The 23,013-nt window shown below is 72.8% G+C and carries 19 protein-coding genes; 10 read left to right on the plus strand and 9 right to left on the minus strand.

Annotated elements, in window-relative coordinates:
• Window positions 1-112 precede the first annotated feature (112 nt).
• Both ACZ46W_RS18485 and ACZ46W_RS18490 read left to right on the plus strand, forming a co-directional pair.
• Window positions 113-871 carry a MerR family transcriptional regulator gene (locus ACZ46W_RS18485; RefSeq protein WP_468338621.1) on the plus strand — a complete coding sequence of 253 codons (759 nt, stop codon included), beginning with the start codon at window positions 113-115 and terminating at the stop codon, window positions 869-871.
• Between the two features lie 337 nt (window positions 872-1,208).
• Entirely contained in the window at window positions 1,209-1,910 is a 702-nt protein-coding gene (locus ACZ46W_RS18490; RefSeq protein WP_468338623.1) for a DedA family protein, read from the plus strand.
• A gap of 8 nt (window positions 1,911-1,918) precedes the next feature.
• Here the strand turns inward: ACZ46W_RS18490 and ACZ46W_RS18495 are convergent, their stop codons facing one another.
• On the minus strand, window positions 1,919-6,403 hold the full coding sequence (locus ACZ46W_RS18495) for a cation-translocating P-type ATPase (protein WP_468338625.1): 4,485 nt from the start codon (window positions 6,401-6,403) through the stop codon (window positions 1,919-1,921).
• 90 nt (window positions 6,404-6,493) lie between these two features.
• On the opposite strand from ACZ46W_RS18495, the gene ACZ46W_RS18500 reads away from it, so the two are divergent.
• A complete protein-coding gene (locus ACZ46W_RS18500) occupies window positions 6,494-6,916 on the plus strand; it encodes a hypothetical protein (RefSeq protein ID WP_468338627.1) in 423 nt (140 codons plus the stop codon).
• A gap of 236 nt (window positions 6,917-7,152) precedes the next feature.
• On the opposite strand, the gene ACZ46W_RS18505 is transcribed toward ACZ46W_RS18500, so the two are convergent.
• Both ACZ46W_RS18505 and ACZ46W_RS18510 read right to left on the minus strand, forming a co-directional pair.
• Window positions 7,153-8,802, minus strand: a complete 1,650-nt coding sequence (locus ACZ46W_RS18505) for a threonine/serine exporter family protein (protein WP_468338629.1) — start codon at window positions 8,800-8,802, stop codon at window positions 7,153-7,155.
• A 216-nt stretch (window positions 8,803-9,018) separates the two neighbouring features.
• Window positions 9,019-9,513, minus strand: coding sequence for an inorganic diphosphatase (locus tag ACZ46W_RS18510; RefSeq protein ID WP_031077398.1), 495 nt, complete (start codon window positions 9,511-9,513; stop codon window positions 9,019-9,021).
• A 111-nt stretch (window positions 9,514-9,624) separates the two neighbouring features.
• On the opposite strand from ACZ46W_RS18510, the gene dacB reads away from it, so the two are divergent.
• The 7 genes from dacB to ACZ46W_RS18545 all read left to right on the plus strand — a co-directional run bounded on the left by dacB (window position 9,625) and on the right by ACZ46W_RS18545 (window position 18,157).
• Window positions 9,625-11,058, plus strand: a complete 1,434-nt coding sequence (gene dacB / locus ACZ46W_RS18515) for a D-alanyl-D-alanine carboxypeptidase/D-alanyl-D-alanine endopeptidase (protein ID WP_468338632.1) — start codon at window positions 9,625-9,627, stop codon at window positions 11,056-11,058.
• A gap of 55 nt (window positions 11,059-11,113) precedes the next feature.
• Window positions 11,114-12,241 (plus strand): zinc-dependent metalloprotease, encoded by a 1,128-nt coding sequence (locus ACZ46W_RS18520; RefSeq protein ID WP_468338634.1) that lies wholly within the window; start codon window positions 11,114-11,116, stop codon window positions 12,239-12,241.
• Window positions 12,242-12,441: 200 nt separating this feature from the next.
• Complete coding sequence (tilS, locus tag ACZ46W_RS18525) at window positions 12,442-13,491, plus strand: tRNA lysidine(34) synthetase TilS (protein WP_468338636.1); 1,050 nt, start codon at window positions 12,442-12,444, stop codon at window positions 13,489-13,491.
• A 41-nt stretch (window positions 13,492-13,532) separates the two neighbouring features.
• Entirely contained in the window at window positions 13,533-14,072 is a 540-nt protein-coding gene (hpt, locus tag ACZ46W_RS18530; protein WP_064067358.1) for a hypoxanthine phosphoribosyltransferase, read from the plus strand.
• A gap of 170 nt (window positions 14,073-14,242) precedes the next feature.
• Entirely contained in the window at window positions 14,243-16,309 is a 2,067-nt protein-coding gene (ftsH, locus tag ACZ46W_RS18535) for an ATP-dependent zinc metalloprotease FtsH (protein ID WP_468338638.1), read from the plus strand.
• A gap of 118 nt (window positions 16,310-16,427) precedes the next feature.
• Complete coding sequence (gene folE, locus ACZ46W_RS18540) at window positions 16,428-17,033, plus strand: GTP cyclohydrolase I FolE (RefSeq protein WP_366128439.1); 606 nt, start codon at window positions 16,428-16,430, stop codon at window positions 17,031-17,033.
• Window positions 17,034-17,152: 119 nt separating this feature from the next.
• Complete coding sequence (locus ACZ46W_RS18545) at window positions 17,153-18,157, plus strand: aldo/keto reductase (protein ID WP_468338640.1); 1,005 nt, start codon at window positions 17,153-17,155, stop codon at window positions 18,155-18,157.
• A gap of 22 nt (window positions 18,158-18,179) precedes the next feature.
• On the opposite strand, the gene ACZ46W_RS18550 is transcribed toward ACZ46W_RS18545, so the two are convergent.
• The 6 genes from ACZ46W_RS18550 to ACZ46W_RS18575 all read right to left on the minus strand — a co-directional run bounded on the left by ACZ46W_RS18550 (window position 18,180) and on the right by ACZ46W_RS18575 (window position 23,003).
• Window positions 18,180-18,665, minus strand: a complete 486-nt coding sequence (locus ACZ46W_RS18550; RefSeq protein ID WP_468338642.1) for a DUF3180 domain-containing protein — start codon at window positions 18,663-18,665, stop codon at window positions 18,180-18,182.
• 58 nt (window positions 18,666-18,723) lie between these two features.
• The gene (folK, locus tag ACZ46W_RS18555; protein WP_468338644.1) at window positions 18,724-19,323 is read right to left on the minus strand and encodes a 2-amino-4-hydroxy-6-hydroxymethyldihydropteridine diphosphokinase; all 600 of its coding nucleotides are present in this window, start codon (window positions 19,321-19,323) and stop codon (window positions 18,724-18,726) included.
• Complete coding sequence (gene folB, locus ACZ46W_RS18560; protein ID WP_366128443.1) at window positions 19,320-19,679, minus strand: dihydroneopterin aldolase; 360 nt, start codon at window positions 19,677-19,679, stop codon at window positions 19,320-19,322. Before folB ends, folK begins: the two co-directional genes overlap by 4 nt.
• A gap of 133 nt (window positions 19,680-19,812) precedes the next feature.
• Window positions 19,813-20,277, minus strand: coding sequence for a nuclear transport factor 2 family protein (locus ACZ46W_RS18565; RefSeq protein WP_468338647.1), 465 nt, complete (start codon window positions 20,275-20,277; stop codon window positions 19,813-19,815).
• Window positions 20,274-21,134, minus strand: a complete 861-nt coding sequence (folP, locus tag ACZ46W_RS18570; protein WP_468338649.1) for a dihydropteroate synthase — start codon at window positions 21,132-21,134, stop codon at window positions 20,274-20,276. Before folP ends, ACZ46W_RS18565 begins: the two co-directional genes overlap by 4 nt.
• Window positions 21,135-21,170: 36 nt before the next feature.
• Window positions 21,171-23,003, minus strand: coding sequence for a phosphatidylglycerol lysyltransferase domain-containing protein (locus tag ACZ46W_RS18575; protein WP_468338651.1), 1,833 nt, complete (start codon window positions 23,001-23,003; stop codon window positions 21,171-21,173).
• Between the last annotated feature and the right edge of the window lie 10 nt (window positions 23,004-23,013).

The raw sequence follows: 23,013 nt of genomic DNA on the forward strand, positions 1-23,013 counted from the left end.
CGTGGCGGGGCGTGGAGGGCCCGCACACTGTTGACGGGCAAACGGGCTTGCACCTCACGTCGCGTGAGGGCTCAGGGTGGGGTGCGTACCGACACGAAGGGAGCGGAGAGCCATGAGCTACTCCGTGGGACAGGTCGCCGCTTTCGCCCATGTCACGGTGCGAACGCTGCACCACTACGACGAGATCGGACTGCTCTCCCCGAGCGGCCGCAGCCACGCGGGCCACCGGCGTTACGACGACGCCGACCTCGACCGGTTGCAGCAGATCCTGTTCTACCGGGAGCTGGGCTTCCCGCTCGACCAGGTCGCGGCCCTGCTCGACGACCCCGACGCGGACCCGCGGGAGCACCTGCGGCGCCAGCACGAGCTGCTGACCACGCGGATCGCCGAGCTACAGAAGATGGCCGAGGCCGTCGAACACGCCATGGAGGCGAAGAAGATGGGCATCAACCTCACGCCCGAGGAGAGGTTCGAGGTGTTCGGGGAGAACGACCCCGAGCAGTACGCGGAGGAGGTCGAGCAGCGCTGGGGCGACACCGAGGCCTACCGGGAGTCCCAGCGCCGTGCGGCCCGCTACACCAAGGCCGACTGGCAGCGCATGCAGGACGAGAACGCCGACTGGGGCGCCCGGTACCAGGCCATGATGGCGGAGGAGGAGCCGCCGACGGGCGACCGGGCGATGGACCTCGCCGAGGAGCACCGGCTCCAGATCAACACCTGGTTCTACGAGTGCACCCACGAGTTCCACCGGTGCCTCGCGGACATGTACGTGTCCGATGAGCGCTTCAAGGCGTTCTACGACGCCATGCGGCCGGGCATGGCGGAGCACTTCCGCGCCGCCATCCACGCCAACGCCGACCGCCACGCCTGACGGCCCCGGCCCGGCGCCGTCCGGCCCCGGCACGGGGGCGGGGCGGCGCCGTCCGGGACGGGCGGCGGGCCCTGCGCGGGCCCGCCGTCCGGGCCTCCGGCCTGGTGGGGGCCTCCGGAACGGCCAGCCGTCGGGGACGGCGGGTCTCCGGAACGGCGGGCCTTGGGGACGGGGGTGGCCCGGGCCGGCCGCTCCCCGCGGGGGCCCGGGGCCGCCCGGGGCCCCCGGGGCAGCCCCGTCCCGGGCGGGCACCAGGCGGTGGAACCGGTACGAACGCGGAAGCGTTGATAGCTTTGGGCAGCCGTCCCCGCCCACCGACCCAGGAGCCCCGGAACCCGTGAATACGCTTGCGCTCGGACCGAGCTGGCTGGACCCGGACTATCTCATCGAGACCTTCGGCCTCATCGGCGTCCTGGTCATCGTCTTCGCCGAGTCCGGACTGCTGATCGGTTTCTTCCTGCCCGGTGACTCGCTGCTGTTCACCACGGGCCTGCTGGTCACCACCGGCGTCCTCGACACCCCGCTGTGGGTGGTGTGCACCCTGATCGTGCTGTCCGCGATCATCGGTGACCAGGTGGGTTACCTCTTCGGCCGCAAGGTCGGACCCGCCCTCTTCAAGCGCCCGGACTCCCGCCTGTTCAAGCAGGAGAACGTGGAGAAGGCCCATGAGTTCTTCGAGAAGCACGGGCCCAAGTCGCTGATCCTCGCCCGGTTCGTGCCGATCGTGCGGACGTTCACGCCGATCATCGCCGGTGTGAGCCGGATGAACTACCGCTCGTTCATCACCTTCAACGTCATCGGCGGCATCCTGTGGGGCGCCGGCGTGACGCTGCTCGGGGCCTCGCTGGGCAACGTCGACTTCGTACACGAGCACATCGAGGCCATCCTCATCCTCATCGTGCTGATCTCGGTCGTCCCGATCGTGATCGAGTACCTGCGGGCCCGCTCGCAGAGCAAGCGGAGCAAGGCGGACGGGCAGGAGCCGGCCGTCGAGGACGGGACGCCGCCGGCCCAGCGCGGGCGGCACGCCAAGCGCTGACCCCCTCCTCAGGAGGAGGCCTTGTCCTCGGCCTCCTCCTCGTGGTCCTCCTCCTGGGCCTCCTCCTCGTGGGCCTCCTCCGCCTCCGCGGCGGCCGTCGCCGAGCGGACCAGCGGCGACAGGGCCGTACCGAGCAGGGTCGCCGCGACGATCGAGCTCAGCGCGATGCCCCAGCCGACCGGCCCCAGCGGGGTGCAGCCGAAGAACTGGCTGACGCCCGGGGTCTGGATGACGGCGGCCAGCACCGCCGCCGAGCCCAGGCTCGCGGCCAGCACGTTGCGGTCCAGGCCCCCCGTCGCGAGGGTCTGCGCCAACTGCGTACCGACGACGGCGGCCAGCGCCACCGTGCTCGCCCGCCTGCCGCGCCCGGTCAGGCGGGCCCCGGTCCAAGCCAGCCCGGCGCCGGTCGCCGTGATGGCGCCGCGCAGCAGCATCTCGTGGGTGAGCGCGCTGCCCAGCGAGCGGCTCGGGCCCTCCGCCAGGAGCCGCTTCGCGGTGTGGCCGGCCGGCTCGCGCACCGCGATGGCGAGCGACGGCGCCAGGTCGGTGAGCAGGTTGACCAGCATGATCTGGCGGGCGTTGAGCGGCGTGGCGCCGGTGAGCGTGGAGACCAGCACGCTGAAGGTGACCTCGCCGAGGTTGCCGCCGATGAGGATGCCCAGCGCGGCCCGCACCGAGGCCCACATGGAGCGGCCCTCCATCAGCGCCGAGACGATCGTCTCCAGCCGGTCGTCGCCCACCACCAGGTCCGCGGCGGCCGTCGCGGACGGGGTGCCGCGCCGCCCGAGCGCGATGCCGATGTCGGCGAGCCGGATGGCGGGCGCGTCGTTGGCGCCGTCGCCGGTCATCGCCACGACCCGGCCGATGCGCTGGTACGCCTGGACGATCCGGACCTTGTGGTGCGGGCTGCAGCGGGCGATGACGTCCACGGTCGGCAGCAGCTCGTCCAGCTCGTCGTCGTCCAGCTCGTCCAGCTCGGCGCCCGTGCAGACCTTCGGGTCGGTGACGTCGCTGATGGTGGACGCGATGGCGTCGGCGGTGGCCGGGTGGTCGCCGGTCAGCATCACGGTGTGCACGCCCGCCGCCCGCAGCCGCGCGGTCGCCGGGGCGGCACCCGCCCGCACCGGGTCGGCCAGCGTGACGAAGCCCAGGAACACCAGGTCCCGCACGCTCTCGTCGGTGAGGTCCTCGCCGGGGTCCATCCGCCGCTCCGCCACCGCCAGCACCCGCCGCCCGGCGCCCGCCAGCTCCTCCGCCTCCGCGTTGAGCCGCTTGAGCCCCTCGGCGTCGAGGCCGGCCGCCTGCCCCTCCGGCGTACGGTGCCGGGCGCAGCGGTCCAGGACGTTCTCGGGCGCGCCCTTCACGCTGAGCAGCAGGCCGTGCGTGGTCTGCCCGGACGTGGCGTGGTACGCGCGGGACGGCTCGAACGGCAGCGTGTCCAGCCGCCGCCACCGCGCCGCCCCGTGCCGTACCGACACCTTGGCGCTGCGCGCCCCGGCCGTCACCGCGCGGTCGGTCTGGTGGGCCATGGGCTCGGCCTGCCGGGCGGGCGGGGTGGCCCGTAGCGCGGCGGCGAGGACGTCCTTGCGGACGCCGTCCAACTGGTCCAGCGGCAGGGCGCCGTCCCCGTCGCTGACCGCCGCGAGCTGGAGCTTGCCCTCCGTGAGGGTGCCCGTCTTGTCGAAGCAGAGCACGTCGGCGCGGCCGAGCGCCTCGATGGTGCGCGGGTTGCGGACCAGCGCGCCCACGTCGGCGAGGCGGCGGGCGGCGGCGAGCTGGGCGGCGTTGACCAGGAACGGCAGGCCCTCGGGGACGGAGGCGACGGCGAGGTTCACGGCGGAGGCCAGGTTGTCCGCGAGCGGCCGCCCGTGCAGGAGGCCCGACGCGGCGACCGCGCTGGCCGACCCGATCGCGATGGGCAGGCTGGACCGGGTCAGCGAGGCGAGTCGGGCCTCCACGCCGGTCTCCGGCGCGGCCTGCCGCGCGGTGGCGAGGCTGCGCCCGACCTCGGTGCTCGAACCGGTCGCCACGACCACGGCCACGGCCCGCCCGGAGGAGACGGTGGTGCCCTCGTAGATCATGGACCGGCGGCCGGTGATGTCGGTGGCGACGACCGGTGCCGGGTCCTTGTGGACGGCGAGGGACTCGCCGGTCAGTGACGACTCGTCGACCTCCAGCCCCTCCGCCTCCAGCAGCCGGCAGTCCGCCGGTACGACGTCCTCGGGCCGCAGCAGCACGATGTCGCCCTCCACCAGGTCACCGGCCGTGACCAGCCGCTCACGGCCGCCGCGGCGGACGCGCGCGCCGATGGCCGAGCGGCGGAACAGCTCCTCCAGGGCGCGTTCGGTGCGTACCCGCTGGAAGCCGCCGATGAGGGCGGACGTGCCGGTGATGGCGGCCACGAGCCCGGCGTCGGTGCGCGAGCCCACGGCGGTGGCGAGGGCGGCGCCACCGGCCAGGACGGGGGTCAGGGGGTTGGCCAGCTCCTCGATGAAGGCGGACGGCAGGGTGAGGCGGGCGGGCTCGTTGCCGCCACCGGGGCCTCCGCTGCGGGCGGCCGCCTCGTCGCCGGTCAGGCCGTCGGGCGTGCTGCGCAGCCGCTCCAGCACCCGGTCGGTGGGCATCAGGTGCCAGGGCACCGTGGTCACGGGTGGGGCGAGGGGGCGGGCCAGGAGCTGCCGGGCGCGCCAGTTGCCGAGGCAGAACGCGAGCGCTCCGGCGGTGGTGCCGGCCGCCATGCCCCGCGCGGTCGCCTGCGGGGAGCGGGCCCGCAGCGCGGCGACGGCGCCGATGCCGCTGCCGCCGGCCGCGAGGACGGCACTGTCCCGGTCGACCCGGGCCGCCACGCCGACGGCGTCCACGATGATCCCGGCCGATTCGAGGTCGGCGCCGACGATGAGGTGGGCGCCCCAGGCCGGCGGCTCGCCCTCCCGGTGCACGCCGACGCCGCAATCGGCCACGCCCAGCGCCCGCCGGTTGCCGGACACCAGCAGGATCACCGCGCCGTCGGCCTGAAGGCCCCGTACGGAGGCGACCAGGCGCCCGCCCGCCGGGACGACCGCGTCGGCGAACGTGAACGCCGGGGCCTCCCGGTCGGTGGCCAGCACCACCCGGGCGCCCGCCCGGCGGGCCGCCGCCGCGACGGCCTCGGCGCCCGGCGCGGTCTGCGTGGCCAGCCCGGCCACGGCCTGCAACCGGCGCCCACGCGCCAGGCCGAGCGTCTTCTCGCTGCCCCGGCGCCGCAGCCGTGCCTCGGCCTGCCGCCCGGTGCGGCCGGTCAGCTCGAGCTCGTCGAGCGGCCCGAGGACCCAGCCGTCGTCGTCACGGGCGGTCCGCAGCGGCGCGTCCGAGTCGAACAGGGCGAAGAGCCGCTGGGCCGTGAGCTCCGGGTCGGCGCCGCTGAGCAGCTCCAGGTCCACCGGCTCGTACCGGTCGCTGCGCAGCGCGTCCTCCTCCAGGACCACGGTGTCCACCTGCCCGAGCCGCCGCAGCGCGCCCCGGTCCATCGTGACGACGCCCCGCAGCGCCAGGGCCCGGCCCAGGCGGGTGGCGAAGCCCTCCCGGCCGGCTTCCGGGGCCTTCGGCACGGTGGACAGGGCGACCGCCAGCCCCTTGCGGGGCCCGGCGAACGGGACGGTCAGGGCGCCGACCGCCAGGCCCGCCGCCATGGCGCGCTCGGCGTACCGGTCGGTGGCGTCCTTGGGCGGCGGACCGGCGCGGTCCACGACGATCGGCTCGGCCGAGGCGTCGTCCGGCCCGGCGACGAGCGCGGGCTCGGCCTCGTTCCACGCGGCGCGTTCCGCGGTGGCCTCCCGCCACTGGGAGAGCCGTTCGAGGGCGTCCAGGGCGATGCCTCCGCCACGGGTGGCGACGCCCTGGGCGAGGGCGCTGGCGACCGGCAGCACGGACTCGGCCTGCTCGACGCTGCTGAGGTCGGCGACCAGGTGGCGCAGTTTCGGGTGGTGCTGGAGGGCGCCGGTGAGCGCCGCCACCTCGGGCGGCAGCCGGAACCACGGGGCCAACTGGCGTACGGAGGCGATGGCGAGCCCCACGGTGTCGGCGGCCAGCGCGGGCACCGACTGGCGGGTCCTGGGGCCCTCGCAGGGGTGGTGCGGCTCGGGGCACCACTCGTCGAACTCGTCGACGTGCGCGGCGAGCTGCCCCTCCGCCCGCTCGACCAGGGCGACCAGCTCGCGGTCGGAAGGCGGGGTCGGGGCCACGGCCACCACGACGCGCTCGGACGGCGCGTTCACCCGGGCCCACAGCACGCGGGGGTGGTCCTCCAGGGCGCGCTCGATGCGCCGGGCGACCCGTTCGCCGCCGGCGCCGTGGACGCCGTGCACCTGGATGTAGCAGCGCCCCGGCCGCCACCAGACGCCGCGCTGCGGCAGCCCCATGAGCTGTGCGGCCACATCGGCGGCTCCACGCACGCCGGCCGCGACCCCGTACGTCACGCCGGACGCTATCGGCCCGAGCAGTTGCAGCGGTGACATGGATTGATGCCTCCGGTCCGTTGTCCCGTCCGATTCAGCCGTCCCGGAATGGATACCCTGAAATGTAGACAACCCGCCCATACCACATCCATGGATGTGAGATCTGTGGCCACCTCTTCAACACCACGCAAGCGCACGACCAAGACCACGACCAAGACCACGAAGCAGGCTGCCCGGCCGCGCAAGGAAGCCGCCAAGGAGCCGGCGCGGGCCGCGTCCGCGGCCTCGTCCCCGTCCCCGTCCGCGTCCTCGGACGGGCAGCGCACGGTCAGCTTCACCGTCCCGTCCCTCGACAAGGTCGCGAGCAACGCGGCCAACGCCGCGCTGCTGCCGGTGGCGGCGGCCCGCCAGGTGCTCCCCGCGAAGGGCGGCCTGCCGCTCTACCTCGGCCTCGGCGTCCTGGGCGCCGCCGACCTCATCGAATGGCCGGTCGCCATCGGCATCGGCGTCGGCTACGCGGTCCTCCGCCGCGGCGGCTTCATGTCCACCCCCCGCCCGGGCGCTACCGCTTGACCCCGTTGTGGGCATTCGTTCCGCAGGGCGGAACGGGTGGGCACAAACGGTCCGCAGACGGACCGGTGCGCCCCGGTGGGGTGCGGACACGGCTGGTGGCGGCGGGGCCCCTCCGGGCTCGCCTCCTCGAGGCCGGCGGCCCTTGGCGCCGGTAAAGGGAGCCCAAGCTTCGCCGCCAACCTCTGCGGGGGCGACCCTGCACGGCCCCACCCGGCCGGACGCCGGGTGCGGACCCGTCAGAAACCGCGCGTCCGCTTCGCCGCGCGGCGCGCCGCCGCTGAGCCCGGCGCGCGGATGAACATGCGCGCCATCTCGCCGCCGAGGTTCACCCCGATCGCGATGGCCAGCGCCAGCGCCGCCGCCCGCGCCAGGGACGTGAAGCCCGCGTCCATGTTGTTCTGGGCGATGTTCAGCACCCCGAGGTACGTGGCGCTACCGGGCAGCAGCGGCCCGATCGCCGCCGTCACGTACGGCAGCGACGAGGTGTGCTCGTACCGGGCCATCAACTGCCCGAACAGGCCCACCAGCCCCGCCGCCACCGCCGTCGCCATCACGGTGGAGCCGTCCGCCGTGACCGCTATCGACGCGTAGACCACCCACGCCACCGCCCCGTTCAGCGCCACGAACAGCACCGTGGAACGTTCCTGCTGGAGCAGGATGGCGAACGTCACCGACAGCAGCACCGCCGCCAGGATCTGGATGACCGGCCGCTCGACCGCGTTGAGGACGCCCTCGGGGTTGAGCTTGGCGCCGAGCTGGACGCCCCCGTACAGGACGGACAGCACGCCCACCACGATGGCGACGAAGAAGTACCCGACCTCCAGCAGACGCGCCGAGGCGGTGATGTAGAAGCCGGTCAGGCCGTCCTGTACGGCGGCCACCAGCGCCCGCCCCGGGATCAGGGCGAACAGCCCACCGGTGATCACCGCGTTCGGCTGGAGCCCGGCGTGCAGCAGGCTCACCAGCACGCCCAGCGCGGCCGGCGGCACCGCGGCCACCGCGAACTGGTAGAACTCCGGCAGCCCCCGCCCCGCGCAGAACCAGGCCAGCCGGTCGCCCAGCATCGCGCCCGCCGCCGCGATCAGGAACACGGCCATGTCGCCGCCCAGCAGCATCGACGCCGCGCCCGCGAGCCCGCCCGCCGCCACGGTGAGGACCCAGCCGGGGTACGGGTGCCGGTTGCGCCGGATCTCCGCGAGGCGCCGGTACGCCTCCTCCAGGGAGACCTCGTAGTCGTCGGCGTTGATGTCGGCGACCAGCGTGTAGACCGCGGACAGCCGGTTGTAGTCGGTGCCGCGCCGCCGCACGGTCCGGTTCGCCGTCACCGGGTCGTCCACCAGCGAGGGCTGGTACGTGATCGACAGCAGCGTGAAGGTCACCGTCGGCTCGCAGCGGTCGAGCCCGTACGAGCGGCAGATCGCGAACATCGCCGCCTCGACGTCCTCCGCGCCCTCGCCGCCCGCCAGCAGCAGCTCGCCGATACGCAGCGTCAGGTCCAGCACGCGCGGCACGGCGGGCCCCGTGTCGCCCTGCTTCTGCACCGGCTCCGGCACCGGCCGCTCGCTCACCGGCATCCGCAGCATGGTGCGCATCCGGTCCTGCCAGGGCGCGTCCTTGGACAGCCGTATCGCCGGGAACCCCTGGGCGGGCGTGAAGGCCGGCGGGGACTCCTTCGCCGAGTACGTGGAGGGCGGGGCGAACGCCGACCCCTCCGGCTCGGCGGGGACCTCGGGCGTCAACCCTTCGGGGAGGGCGAACTCCGACGTCGTCTGCTGGTCCTCCTCGGTGCCGGAGGGCTGCTCCACGCCCGGCGGCGGCGCGAAGGCGCTGTGTGCCTCATCGGACTGAGGCTTACGGTCCTCGGGACCGTCCGTCTCCGGCGCCACTGTGCTCGTCCTCACTCCCATCCGACCCGTCTGCCCAGTATGGGGTGAGGCTAAGTCGTGGTGAGCCCAGCCGGGGGCGCGTGGGCGGGTGTGGGTGGGTGGCTTTCGGGCGAGCCGTTGGGCGGGTCGGTCGTGGTGGGCCGGCAGCGGAGCGAAACCGCGAACGGGCGGCGCACCCGCGAAGGTGCACCGCCCGCCATACGGGGAAACGGGGGCTCAGTGAGCGCCGCCCTGCGCCTCCAGGCGCTTGATGGAGGCCTCGATCTCGGCCTCGGCCTCGGCGCGGCCGACCCAGTTCGCGCCCTCGACGGACTTGCCGGGCTCCAGGTCCTTGTACACCTCGAAGAAGTGCTGGATCTCCAGGCGGTCGAACTCCGACACGTGGTGGATGTCGCGCAGGTGCTCCATGCGGGGGTCGGAGGCCGGGACGCACAGCAGCTTGTCGTCGCCGCCCGCCTCGTCCGTCATCCGGAACATGCCGATGGCCCGGCACTTCACCAGCACGCCGGGGAAGGTCGGCTCGTCCAGGATGACCAGCGCGTCCAGCGGGTCGCCGTCCTCGCCCAGCGTGCCCTCGACGAAGCCGTAGTCGGCCGGGTAGACGGTCGACGTGAAGAGGTGGCGGTCCAGTCGGATACGACCGGTCTCGTGGTCCACCTCGTACTTGTTCCGCGACCCCTTCGGGATCTCGATGGTGACGTCGAACTCCACGGGTGGCTCCTCCAAGATCAACACAAAATCGGGGGTGCCGTGCTCACGGCACAGCTCAGTGGTTAAGTGTCCCTCACGCAACTCTGTGCTCGCGAAAGGGGCTGGTCAGCCGTGCTGGAGCCGAAGGTGGTGCAGCTCACCGCGGGCTCCGCCGTACTCGGCCTCGTCCTGGCGGCCGGGGTGGTGACCCTGGCCGGGCCCTGGGACTCGGGTCAGCGTACGGCCGAGCGGGCCAGAGCCGCCGCCCAGGCCCGCACAGGTGGCGCACATCACGGCGCGACCGGCCCGGAACGCGCCGCCCCGAGGCCGCCTGCGCCGGCCCCCAGCGCCCCCGGCGTCCTCACCGCGCTCACCGCCCCGCGCGCGAAGGCCGCCCCGAAGGCCGGGCCCGGCCCCCTGGCGGCCACCCTGGACCCGCTCCTCACCGACCCGGGGCTCGGCCCGCTGCGCTCGGCGTCCGTCGTCGACCTGACGACGGGCAAGGAGGTGTACGGCAAAGGGGCCGGCGTACCGATGACCCCGGCCTCCACCATCAAGATCGCCACCACGGCCGCCGCCCTCGCCGCCCTCGGCCCCGACCACCGCATCCCCACCACGGCCGTGGCCACCCCCGACGCCCGCCGCGTCACGCTCGTCGGCGGCGGCGACCCCACCCTCGACCCCGCCCGGCTGCGCGCCCTGGCCGCCGACACCGCCCGAGCCCTGCGGGCCCGCCGCGTCACCACCGTCACGCTCACCTACGACACCTCCCGCTACACCGGCCCCGAGCGCCACCCGATCGGCGTCAACGACAACATCGCCCCCGTCACCGCCCTGATGACCAACGAGGGCCGGCTCGACGGCTCGGCCGCCGGCCCCGCCCCGCGCACCGCCGACCCGGCCGGTGACACCGCCCGCGCCTTCGCCGCCCTGCTCGCCGAACACGGCGTCACCACCGGAAAACCCCCGGCACGCGCGCGTGCCCCCAAGAACGCCGTCCCGCTCGCCAAGACCTGGTCCGAGCCGCTGTCCGCCCTCGTCGAGCGCACGCTCACCCACAGCGACAACGACCTCGCCGAGGCCCTCGCCCGCCAGACCGCCATCGCCTCCGGCCACCCCGCGAGCTTCGCCGGCGCCGGGCGGGCCGTGCGCGAACAACTGCGGAAACTGGGCGTACCGCTCGCCGGCGCGCGGTTCGCCGACGGCAGCGGCCTGGACCGGGGCGACCGGATCTCCGCCGCCCTCCTCACCGCGCTGCTCGCCCGCGCGGCCGACCCCGCCCGCCCCGAACTGCGCCCCGTCCTCACCGGCCTGCCCGTGGGCGGCTTCAGCGGCACCCTGGAGGACCGTTTCAGCGACGGCTCCCCGGGCGCGGCGGGCGCCGGACTGGTCCGGGCCAAGACCGGCACCCTCACCGGCGTCAACACCCTGGCCGGCACCGTGGTGACGGCGGACGGCCGGCTGCTCGCCTTCGCGTTCCTGGCGGGCCGGACCCCGTCCCCGTACACCGCCCAGCCCGCCCTGGACCGCCTCGCCGCCGCGCTGCTCCCCCAGGTGCCCCACTGAGCCGACCGGAGCCGCACCCTGACCCGATCGGGCACCGAGCACGTACGGTTGACGCATGACGAGCATCGGTGGTGCCGAGATGGTCGACTGGAACCTCGCGGTCGCGACCGCGACCCGACTGGTACGCCCCGGGCCCGAGGTGAGCCGTGACGAGGCCCGCGCGGTCGTCGCCGAACTGCGGCGGCACGCCAAGGCGTCGGAGGGGCACGTCCGGTCCTTCACCCGGATGATCCCCGAGGGCCACGAACCGGAGGACACCCCCGTCCTGGTCGTCGACCGGGCCGGCTGGATCCGGGCCAACGTCGCCGGTTTCCGCGAGCTGCTCAAGCCGCTGCTGGAGAAGATGCAGGAGCGGCGCTCCGGCACCCCGGGCGGCGCCGTGCTGGGCGCGGTCGGCGGCAAGGTGACCGGCGTGGAGCTGGGCATGCTGCTGTCGTTCCTGGCCTCCCGGGTCCTCGGGCAGTACGAGACGTTCGCCCCCGCCACCCGGGAGCTCCCGGCCGGCGAGAACGGCGGCGGCCGGCTCCTGCTGGTCGCGCCGAACATCGTCCACGTGGAGCGGGAGCTCGACGTCGCCCCGCACGACTTCCGGCTCTGGGTGGCCCTGCACGAGGAGACCCACCGCACCCAGTTCACGGCCGTGCCGTGGCTGCGCGACCACCTCCAGGGTGAGATCCAGTCATTCCTCGGCGCCACCGACATGGACCCCATGACCGTCCTGGAGCGGCTGCGCGAGGCCGCCCAGGCCCTCACCGGCGCCCGGCCCGAGGGCGAGGACGAGGAGGGCGGCCGCTCGCTCGTCGAGCTCGTCCAGACGCCCGAGCAGCGCGAGATCCTCGGCCGCCTCACCGCCGTGATGTCGCTCCTCGAAGGGCACGCGGACTACGTGATGGACGGCGTCGGCCCGCAGGTCGTGCCGTCGGTGGCGGAGATCCGCGAGAAGTTCCAGCAGCGCAGGGCGCGCGGCGCCTCACGCCTGGACCAGGCGCTGCGCAAACTCCTCGGCCTGGACGCCAAACTGCGCCAGTACCGGGACGGCGAGCGGTTCGTCCGCGCGGTGGTCGACGAGGTCGGCATGGCCGGCTTCAACCGGGTGTGGACCTCTCCGAACACCCTCCCCACCAAGGCGGAGATCGCCAAACCGGCGGACTGGGTCGCGAGGGTGCACCGTAAAGCAGAATGAGGAGTCCATTCCGGCCGACGGCAGAAGAACGCCCCTCCAATCACCCATCCGAGGGACCGTGGGCAATGGGTAGGCGTGCGATGCTCGGGTAACGGCCGAGTTCTGTCACCATCGACGCACTCTGAGTGACCGAACCCCCCGCTCCGGCCGTTAAGACTCCGACCGAGGCACCCCCCAACTTCACACGAAGGGCACCGGACATGGGTCCCCATCCTGCGGTCGCGGCGATACGCCTGGCGGTCCGCCGCGTACTCCACGACGTCATCACCGAGCACACCACCCCCGCGCAGCCCGCTGCCGGAACAACCGAAGACTCCGTCACCGGCGGGCGCCCGCAGCCCCCGCTCGTCCTGGTGGCCTGCTCCGGCGGCGCCGACTCCATGGCGCTCGCCTCCGCCCTCGCCTTCGAGGCCCGCAAGCTCGCCGTCCGCGCCGGCGGCATCACCGTCGACCACGGCCTCCAGGCCGGCTCCGACCTCCGCGCCGCCGAGGTCGCGGCCCGCCTCACCGCGATGAACCTCGACCCGGTGGAGGCCATCGCCGTGTCCGTCGGCCGCGACGGCGGCCCGGAAGCGGCCGCCCGCGACGCCCGGTACGCCGCGCTGGACGAGGCCGCCGAGCGCCTCGGCGCCGCCGCCGTCCTGCTCGGCCACACCCGCGACGACCAGGCCGAGACCGTGCTGCTCGGCCTCGCCCGGGGCTCCGGCATCCGCTCCCTGTCCGGCATGGCCGCCGTCTCCGGCACCGGCGACCGCTACCGGCGCCCCTTCCTTCAGCTCGACCGGCAGACCGCCCGCAAGGCCTGCATGGTCCAGTCCCTGCCCGTCTGGGACGACCCGATGAACGCCGACCCCGCCTACACCCGGTCCCGGCTGCGCCACGAGGGCCTGCCCGCCCTGGAGAAGTCGCTCGGCAAGGGCGTCGTCGAGGCCCTCGCCCGGACGGCCGGCCTGTGCCGCGACGACGCCGACGCCCTGGACGCCTGGGCCGCCGACGCCGATCCGACCGTGCGGGACGAGGCGGGCCTGCTGGAGTGCGCCAAGCTGTACGCCCTGCCCCCCGCCGTCCGCCGCCGCGTACTGCGCCGCGCGGCCATCGCCGAGGGCGCCCCCGCCGGCTCCCTGTTCGCCCGGCACGTCGAGGAACTGGACAAGCTGATCACGAGCTGGCGGGGCCAGGGAGCCATCAATCTGCCCGGCCGCGTCGTGGCACGCCGCCAGGGTGGCAGACTGGTCATTCGGCAAGGCTGACGCAGGCTGCAACGAAAGTGACCCGGGTGAACGAGAAAGACATGGGCACCGACCTCAAGTCGGTGCTCATCACCAAGGAAGAGATCGACGCGAAGCTGGCGGAGCTCGCCGCGAAGATCGACGCTGAGTACGCGGGCAAGGACCTGCTCATCGTGGGTGTCCTCAAGGGCGCCGTCATGGTGATGGCGGACCTGGCGCGTGCGCTGTCCACCCCCGTCACCATGGACTGGATGGCCGTCTCCTCGTACGGCGCGGGCACCCAGTCCTCCGGTGTGGTCCGGATCCTCAAGGACCTGGACACCGACATCAAGGGCAAGCACGTCCTGATCGTCGAGGACATCATCGACTCCGGCCTGACGCTGTCCTGGCTGCTGTCGAACCTCGGCTCGCGCGAGCCGGCCTCCCTGGAGGTCTGCACGCTGCTGCGCAAGCCGGAGGCCGCGAAGGTCGCGATCGACGTGAAGTGGATCGGTTTCGACATCCCCAACGAGTTCGTCGTCGGCTACGGCCTGGACTACGCGGAGAAGTACCGCAACCTGCCGTTCGTCGGCACGCTCGCGCCGCACGTCTACGGCGGCTGAACCGCCCCGGACACCCACCGGGCCCCGGGAACCCAGGCCGCCCTCCCGCCGTTGGAGCATGGGAAGGCGGTCGCGGGTGACAATGCTGGGGTACCGTCCGAAGAACAGCTTTTTCTCATAGCAGCATTTACCTACGGGCAGGAGGGACGGGGCGTCATCGCTCCGTATGGATGGACGTGAAGCGATACTTCCGTGGGCCGGTCATGTGGATCGTGCTGGCCGTCCTCGCCGTGGTCGTGTTGATGCAGGTCGTCGGCTCGTCGGGCGGCTACAAGACGGTGGACACCGGCAAGGTGGTCCAGGCGATCGACAAGAACCAGGTCGAGCAGGCCAAGCTGACCACCGGCGACGAACAGATGATCAAGATCGACCTGAAGGATGGCTTCAAGGTCGACGGTGCCGACAAGGTCCAGGCGAGCTACATCGGCACGCAGGGCTCCGACCTGGCCATCACGCTGCAGAAGAAGTACGAAGCCGGCGACATCGACAAGAGCTACACGGTCTCGCCGACCAAGCAGAGCGCCATCGTCTCGGTGCTGCTCTCGCTGCTGCCCTTCGTGCTGATCGTCGTGGTCTTCCTGTTCCTGATGAATCAGATGCAGGGCGGCGGCTCCCGGGTGATGAACTTCGGGAAGTCCAAGGCCAAGCTGATCACCAAGGACACCCCGAAGACGACCTTCGCCGACGTGGCGGGGTCCGACGAGGCCGTCGAGGAGCTCCAGGAGATCAAGGAGTTCCTCCAGGAGCCGGCGAAGTTCCAGGCGGTCGGCGCCAAGATCCCCAAGGGTGTGCTGCTGTACGGCCCGCCCGGCACGGGCAAGACGCTGCTCGCGCGCGCCGTCGCCGGCGAGGCGGGCGTGCCGTTCTACTCGATCTCCGGATCCGACTTCGTCGAGATGTTCGTCGGCGTCGGTGCCTCCCGTGTCCGTGACCTGTTCGAGCAGGCCAAGGCGAACGCCCCGGCGATCGTCTTCGTCGACGAGATCGACGCCGTCGGCCGGCACCGTGGTGCGGGTCTCGGCGGTGGCCACGACGAGCGCGAGCAGACCCTCAACCAGCTCCTCGTCGAGATGGACGGCTTCGACGTGAAGGGCGGCGTCATCCTGATCGCCGCCACGAACCGGCCCGACATCCTCGACCCGGCGCTGCTGCGCCCCGGCCGCTTCGACCGGCAGATCGCCGTCGACCGCCCGGACATGCAGGGCCGGCTGGAGATCCTCAAGGTTCACCAGAAGGGCAAGCCGGTCGCCCCGGACGTCGACCTGTCCGCCGTGGCGCGCCGTACGCCCGGCTTCACCGGCGCCGACCTGTCGAACGTGCTGAACGAAGCCGCGCTGCTCACCGCGCGCAGCGACCGGAAGCTCATCGACAACCAGATGCTGGACGAGGCGATCGACCGGGTGGTCGCGGGCCCGCAGAAGCGGACCCGGATCATGTCCGACAAGGAGAAGAAGATCACCGCGTACCACGAGGGCGGTCACGCCCTGGTCGCGGCGGCCTCGCCGAACTCCGACCCGGTCCACAAGATCACCATCCTGTCCCGTGGCCGTGCCCTGGGCTACACCATGGTCCTGCCGGACGAGGACAAGTACTCGACCACGCGCAACGAGATGCTCGACCAACTGGCCTACATGCTGGGTGGCCGCGCGGCCGAGGAGCTGGTCTTCCACGACCCGACCACGGGCGCGGCCAACGACATCGAGAAGGCGACCGCGACCGCGCGGGCCATGGTCACGCAGTACGGCATGACCGAGCGGCTCGGCGCGATCAAGTTCGGCGGCGACAACACCGAGCCCTTCCTGGGCCGTGAGATGGCGCACCAGCGCGACTACTCGGAAGAGGTCGCCGCGCTCGTCGACGAAGAGGTCAAGAAGCTCATCGAGGCCGCGCACAACGAGGCCTGGGAGATCCTCGTCGAGAACCGCGACGTCCTCGACAACCTGGTCCTCCAGTTGCTGGAGAAGGAGACGCTCAACAAGGAGGAGATCGCCGAGATCTTCGCCCCGATCGTCAAGCGCCCGGCCCGCCCGGCGTGGACCGGCTCCTCGCGGCGTACGCCCTCGACGCGGCCGCCGGTGCTCTCCCCGAAGGAGCTGGCCCTGACCAACGGGGCGGCGGGCACCAACGGCGCCACGCCGACGGACGTCACCAAGGCGAACCCGGGAACCACGGGCTCCTCCTCGGCTCCGTCCGCTCCGTCGGCGGAGGCGGTCCCGGAGGAGCGTCCCGAGAGCTGACCGGCCCATACCGGAAAGCCCCGGAATGAAAGCCGCGCCCCTCAGGTTCTAGCCTGGGGGGCGCGGCTTTCGCGTGCGCGGTTGGGCGCGCACTCAAGCAACACGGAACGAGGCACACATGACCGACCCGGTGACGCTGGACGTCGAGGGCACGATCGGCGAGTTCGACGAGAAGCGAGCCGAGAACGCCGTACGTGAACTCCTCCTCGCGGTCGGTGAGGACCCTGACCGCGAAGGGCTGCGGGAGACGCCGGCCCGGGTGGCGCGGGCGTACAAGGAGATATTCGCGGGCCTGTGGCAGGAGCCCGAGGACGTCCTGACGACGACGTTCGACCTGGGGCACGACGAGATGGTCCTGGTGAAGGACATCGAAGTGTTCAGCACCTGTGAGCACCATCTGGTGCCCTTCCGTGGAGTGGCCCACGTCGGATACATCCCCTCCACCACCGGCAAGATCACCGGCCTGTCGAAGCTGGCGCGGCTGGTGGACGTGTACGCGCGCCGCCCCCAGGTGCAGGAACGTCTGACCACCCAGGTCGCCGACTCCCTGATGAAGATCCTGGAACCGCGCGGTGTGATCGTGGTCATCGAGTGCGAGCACATGTGCATGTCGATGCGCGGCATCCGCAAGCCCGGCGCGAAGACGATCACGTCGGCCGTGCGCGGCCAGCTCAGGGACCCCGCGACCCGCGCCGAGGCCATGAGCCTCATAATGGCGGACTGAAATCCCCATCCATAGCGGGGAGTTATCGCGCGAGGCATTGGACGTGCGGGCGTCCGGGGAGAAGACTCATGCCCGTACGTCAGGAAGTCTTACGGATCCTTGGGGGTCCGAGGATGGAGATGCCGCGCATGAGCGACACTGCCCTGCCCACCCGCCGGCTCGGTGACCTGGAGGTGTCGGCCCTCGGCTTCGGCGCGATGGTGCTGTCGCCCGGGGTGTACGGAGAGATCGACGACGCGCGTGCCGAGCGGGCGCTGCTCGCGGCGGTGGACGCCGGGGCCACGCTCATCGACACGTCGGACGGCTATGGGGCCGACGGCCACAACGAGCGGCTGATCGGCAAGGCGCTCGGCGGGCGGCGGGACGAGGTGGTCATCGCCACCAAGTTCGGCTTCCGGCTCCCGGAGGGCGTCGAGCCGCACCCCTTCCCGGTCGGGTACGCCTTCGGTGAGCTGGCCGTCAACGCGGACCCCAAGCATGTGCGCGGGTACGCCGAGGCCAGCCTGCGGGAGCTGGGCACCGACCGGATCGACCTGTACTACCCGCACTTCCCGGACCCCCAGGTCCCGCTGGAGGACACCGTGGGCGCGGTCGCCGACCTCGTCGAAGCGGGCCTCGTCCGGCACCTGGGCCTGTCCAACGTCACCGCCGGACAGCTCCGCGCCGCGCACGCCGTGCACCCCGTGGCGGCCGTCCAGACCGAGTGGTCCATGTGGCGGCACGTCGACGAGGAGCTGCTCGCCGCCGCGCGCGAGCTGGGTGTGGGCGTCGTCGCCTGGTCACCGCTGGGCGCCGGCTTCCTGACCGGCAAGGTCGCCAAGGTGGAGGAGGGCGACTTCCGGCAGCACATGCCCCGGTTCGACGCCGCGAACCACCAGGCCAACAACGACCGCTTCGCTCCCGTCCGAGGGATCGCCGAGGAGCTGGGCATCACCCCGGCGCAGTTGGCCCTGGCCTGGCTCCTGGACCAGGACGACCACGTCGTCCCCATCCCCGGCAGCCGCACCCCGGCCCACATCCGCGAGAACCTGGACGCCGCGCGCGTACGGCTCTCCCCGGACGTCCGCGAGCGCATCTCGGCCGTCCTCGCCGAGACGGAGGTCTCGGGCGGCACGCTGCTGTAGCAGGCGCCGACGTGGGTATCGCCTAGGCGGCGGGCACCCCGCCGCCCTGGTGGTCCTCGTCCTCCGGGAGCTTGCAGACGCGCTCCAGGAAGATCGCCGCGGCGATGACGCCGATGCCCGCCAGCACGGAGAAGCCGGCGTAGATGGCCTGGTCGCGGCGGGCCGGGATGTCGAGGGAGCCGAGCAGGAAGACGCCGGTGCCGCCGTACATGCCGCTCACCAGGGCCGCGACCAGGGCGCTCGCCTGGCCGAAGACGACCGCGCGGGCGGCCATCAGCGGCTCGACGCCCTTGGCGTCGGGGCGGCGCTCGCGCTGGGCGCGCAGCCGGGAGCGCAGTGAGAGCGCGGTGGCGGTCAGGACCACCGCGATGACGGCGAGGACGATGGGCGCGGCCAGGGGAACGCTCGGCAGGGTGCCGAACGACTCCCACAGCCGGGCGCCGCCCCACGAGAGGATGCCGGCGACGGCGAACAGTCCGGCCAGTACCTTGAGCCGCAGTTGTTTCACCAGGGGCCCTTCATCTCGTCGCCGTGCGGTCCGTGCGGTGTTTGCCGATCATTCAACGCTACTCGGGCAGGCGCAGTTCCAGGTCCGCCCTGGGCAGGACGCCCTCGCGGCCGACTCCGCCGAGCAGGTCCGCGATCGCGCCGACGCCGGGCAGGTGCGCCTCCGGCTCCACGTCGTGCCACGGCGCCAGTACGAAGGCCCGCTCGTGGGCGCGGGGGTGCGGCAGGGTGAGGACGGGGTCGTCGGAGACGACGTCCGCGTACGCCACGATGTCGACGTCGATCGTGCGCGCGCCCCAGCGCTCGTCCCGGACCCGGTGGAAGGCCTCCTCCACCGCGTGCGCCCGCTCCAGCAGGGACGCCGGGGGAAGCGTGGTCTTCAGGACGACGACCGCGTTGAAGTACGACGGCTGGGAGCCGGGGTCGACGCCCCAGGGCTCCGTCTCGTACACCGGCGAGACGGCCTTCACCCGGACGCCCGGGGTGTCCTCCAGGGCGTCGATGGCGCCCTGGAGGGTCTCCAGGCGGTTGCCGAGGTTGGAACCGAGGGAGAGCACGGCCCGTTTGGGGTTGGACAGGGTGATGTCGGCGGCGTCGACCTGCTCCGTCACGGAGGCGGGCACCGGCTGTACCGTCGGGTCGCTGTGCGTCTTGTTCATGCGCGGCTCCGGGTGATGGTGATGGTCACGTCGTCGAAGGGCACGGTGATCGGGGCGTCCGGCTTGTGGACCACCACCTCCACCTCCTGGACGCCGTCGTGCTTGAGGCACTGCTCGGCGATGCGCTCGGCGAGCGTCTCGATCAGGTCGACCGGCTCCCCCTGCACCACATCCACGACCTCTTCCGCCACGACGCCGTAGTGCACGGTCTTCGCCAGGTCGTCGTCGGCCGCCGCGGGGCGGGTGTCGAGGCCGAGCACCAGGTCCACGATGAACGTCTGGCCTTCCTCGCGCTCCCGTGGGAAGACGCCATGGTGCCCGCGGGCCTTGAGGCCGCGCAGCGCGACACGATCCACGCGAATCACTCCTGCTGTCGTTGGTCTGGCGGGCACGCGACCGGGTGCGGACGGCGCGATGCCACCAGTCGAATCTACCTGCGAGCACTGACAGGGCCCGCCCACGGGCTCCTCATGGGGCTCGCCTACCCACTCAGGAGGGGTTCTCGTCGCCCTCTTCCTCGCCGGTTTCGGCCAGAACGGGTGAACCGTGGTGCGACCAGATCCGCCACCCGTCCGGTGTGCGGCGGAACACATTCGTGGCGACGACGAGCTGTCCGACGAGCGGCCCGAGGTCGGCGCCGTCCTCGGCCGGGCCGCCGCTGAGGATGTTCTCCGTGCAGGTCACCAGGGCCGTGTCGGCGGCCACCGAGACCTTCACGTCGGTGAGGAAGAACTGGATGTAGTCGGTGTTCGCCATGATCAGCGCGTACGAGCGGAGCACCTCGCCACGCCCGGAGAGCACCGGCCAGCCGGGGTGGACGCAACTGATCTCGCCGAGCGAGTCGTCCAGCCAGAGGTCGGAGATCTCCTCGAAGTCGCCGCGCTCCATCGCCTCGTAGAAGGCGGTGTTGGCGCGCTCGACCGCTTCGATGTCGGTGCGTGCGGCGTCGTTCACCGGGCTCCCTCGACGGCGCGGGCCACCCGGACCGCGTCCGCCGTCGCGCGGACCTCGTGGACCCGCACGGCCCAGGCGCCCTCATGGGCCGCGATCGCCGAGACCGCGGCGGTGGCGGCGTCGCGTTCCCGCGCGGGTGGCGGGGTGGCGCCCTCCCCGGCCAGGACGTGGCCCAGGAACCGCTTGCGGGAGGCGGCGACCAGCAGCGGGCGGCCCAGGGCCCGCAGGTCGGCCAGGTGCGCCACCAGGGCCAGGTCGTGCGGGGCCATCTTGGCGAACCCGAGGCCGGGGTCGACGACGATCCGCTCCGGGTCGACGCCGCCCTCGACGACGGCGTCCATGCGGGCGCGCAGCTCGGCGACGACCTCGGCGACCACGTCGTCGTAGACGGCCAGGCTGTTCATGTCCTTGCTGAAGCCGCGCCAGTGCATGACGACGAACGGCACCTCGGCGGCGGCGACGGAGGGGACCATCTCCGGGTCGGCCAGGCCGCCGCTCACGTCGTTGACCAGGACCGCACCGGCCTCCACGGCCCGGCGGGCGACCGAGGCGCGCATGGTGTCGACCGAGACGGTGACCCCTTCGGCCGTCAGGCCGCGTACGACGGGGACGACGCGGCGCAGCTCCTCGTCCTCGTCCACCCGGGTGGCGCCGGGGCGGGTCGACTCGCCGCCGACGTCCACCAGGTCCGCGCCCTGGGCGACCAGGTCCAGGCCGTGCTTGATGGCGGCCGTGGTGTCGAACCAGCGGCCGCCGTCGGAGAAGGAGTCGGGCGTCACATTGACGACCCCCATGACCGCACAGCGGTCGAACGTGGGCAGGCCCCGGGCCGTGCCCCGTCCGCGCAAGGTACTCATGCGTCCAGCCTAGGGGGTGTCCTGTGGACGCCCCGTTCAGGCGGCGCGGACCTCGTGTTCGCCGTGGGCCGGGGTGATGTGCGCGCAGGGGCGGGCCGTGGCGGCCGTACGGCGGCGGCGGAACGGACGGGGGAGCTCCACGTTCACGAAGCCCTCCGCCTGCATCGCGGCGAAACCGATGCGGGGCAGGTCCCGGGCGTTGCGGTAGACCACGAAGCGGGGCTCCCAGCGCGGCTGAAACTTGGCGTTGAACTTGTACAGCGACTCGATCTGGAACCAGCGGGAGAGGAAGACCAGCAGGCCGCGCCAGACCCTCAGGACCGGGCCCGCGCCGAGCTTCTCGCCGCGCGCCAGGGCGGAGCGGAACATCGCGAAGTTCAGCGAGACCCGCTCGATGCCCAGCTTGGGGGAGGCCTGGAGGGCGGCGACGATCAGCAGCTCGTTCATGCCCGGGTCGGCGGAGCGGTCGCGGCGCATCAGCTCCAGCGACATCCCGTCGGTGCCCCAGGGCACGAAGTGGATGATCGCCTTCAGGTCGCCGTACGGGGAATCCGGATCCTCCTTGTGGGCGGTGGCGATCACCGCGTCACCGTCGGCCGGGTCGCCGATCCGGCCCAGTGCCATGGAGAAGCCGCGCTCGGTGTCGGTGCCGCGCCAGTCGGCGGCGGCGCGCCGGATGCGCTCCAGCTCGCCGTCCGACAGGTCACGGGCGCGCCGGACGCGGGTCGTGTACCCATTGCGCTCGATGCGCTTGACCATCTGGCGCACGTTGCGCATGGCGCGCCCGGTCAGGGAGAAATCCGCGACGTCCACCACCGCCTCGTCGCCCAGTTCCAGCGCGTCCAGGCCGGTCTCGCGGGTCCAGACCTCGCCGCCGGTCTCGGAGCAGCCCATGACGGCGGGCGTCCAGGAGTGGGCCTTGGCCTCGTCCATGAACCGCTCGATGGCGCCGGGCCAGGCCTCGACGTCGCCGATCGGGTCGCCGCTGGCGAGCATCACACCGGAGACGACGCGGTAGCAGACGGCGGCCTTGCCGCTGGGGGAGAAGACGACGCCCTTGTCGCGGCGGAGCGCGAAGTGGCCGAGCGAGTCGCGGCCGCCGTGCTTGTCCAGCAGGGCGCGCAGCCGGGCCTCGTCGTCCTCGGTGAGCCGGGCGACCGGGTGCTCGGGGCGGAAGGCCAGGTAGATGGTGGTGATGGCAGTCAGCAGGCCGAGGGCGCCGAGCGAGTAGCCGACGGTCCAGTCGACGCCGCCCCGGTAGCCGACCGGGCCCTCCACGCCGAACAGGCCGTACAGCACGTGCTCCAGGCGGTCGCTCAGGCTGGGGTTACCGACGACCTTCCCGGGGTGGGCGCTGACGATGAGCAGCCCGAGCGCGATGGAACCGGCGCCCATGAGGACGAAGTTCGCGAGCGCCTTCCAGCGGCTGCGCGGGTCGGGCAGGGCCGCGAACTCGCCCCGGTGGCGCAGCAGCAGCGCCAGGAGCAGCACCGAGAAGAGCACCCCGATGACGGAGTGGCGGTAGACGAACTGCGCCACGGCCCCCACCGGCAGGAGGACCACGGCCGCGCGCCAGGCGCGGCGCTTGTGGCGCTTGAGCCCGTGGGCGAGGAGCAGCAGCAGGACGCCGGCGCTCAGGGAGAGCGCGGCGGACAGCGGCCCCAGGGTGCCGGGCAGCACCTCGGCGATGGCGTGCATGCGGCTGGCGCGGAAGCGCGGGAAGACCCCTGCGGCGATGTCGATCAGACCGATCAGCGTGCACGCCGTTCCGACCAGGGAGGGCACCTTCTCGGCGCGTGGCCCGCGCAGGACGCGGCCTATCCGGCTCGGAACCGATCCCGACTTATCCCCATCTACCGTGACAGACATCGCTTCCCAA

Source organism: Streptomyces sp. NPDC031064, assembly GCF_055570965.1.

Bases quoted from the DNA above. Each gene is read 5' to 3' on its own strand.
- ACZ46W_RS18485 (WP_468338621.1), top strand. From the start codon at position 113: ATGAGCTACTCCGTGGGACAGGTCGCCGCTTTCGCCCATGTCACGGTG.
- ACZ46W_RS18495 (WP_468338625.1), bottom strand. From the start codon at position 6,403: ATGTCACCGCTGCAACTGCTCGGGCCGATAGCGTCCGGCGTGACGTAC.
- ACZ46W_RS18500 (WP_468338627.1), top strand. From the start codon at position 6,494: ATGGATGTGAGATCTGTGGCCACCTCTTCAACACCACGCAAGCGCACG.
- ACZ46W_RS18520 (WP_468338634.1), top strand. From the start codon at position 11,114: ATGACGAGCATCGGTGGTGCCGAGATGGTCGACTGGAACCTCGCGGTC.
- tilS (WP_468338636.1), top strand. From the start codon at position 12,442: ATGGGTCCCCATCCTGCGGTCGCGGCGATACGCCTGGCGGTCCGCCGC.
- hpt (WP_064067358.1), top strand. From the start codon at position 13,533: ATGGGCACCGACCTCAAGTCGGTGCTCATCACCAAGGAAGAGATCGAC.
- ftsH (WP_468338638.1), top strand. From the start codon at position 14,243: ATGGACGTGAAGCGATACTTCCGTGGGCCGGTCATGTGGATCGTGCTG.
- folE (WP_366128439.1), top strand. From the start codon at position 16,428: ATGACCGACCCGGTGACGCTGGACGTCGAGGGCACGATCGGCGAGTTC.
- ACZ46W_RS18545 (WP_468338640.1), top strand. From the start codon at position 17,153: ATGCCGCGCATGAGCGACACTGCCCTGCCCACCCGCCGGCTCGGTGAC.
- folK (WP_468338644.1), bottom strand. From the start codon at position 19,323: ATGAACAAGACGCACAGCGACCCGACGGTACAGCCGGTGCCCGCCTCC.
- folP (WP_468338649.1), bottom strand. From the start codon at position 21,134: ATGAGTACCTTGCGCGGACGGGGCACGGCCCGGGGCCTGCCCACGTTC.
- ACZ46W_RS18575 (WP_468338651.1), bottom strand. From the start codon at position 23,003: ATGTCTGTCACGGTAGATGGGGATAAGTCGGGATCGGTTCCGAGCCGG.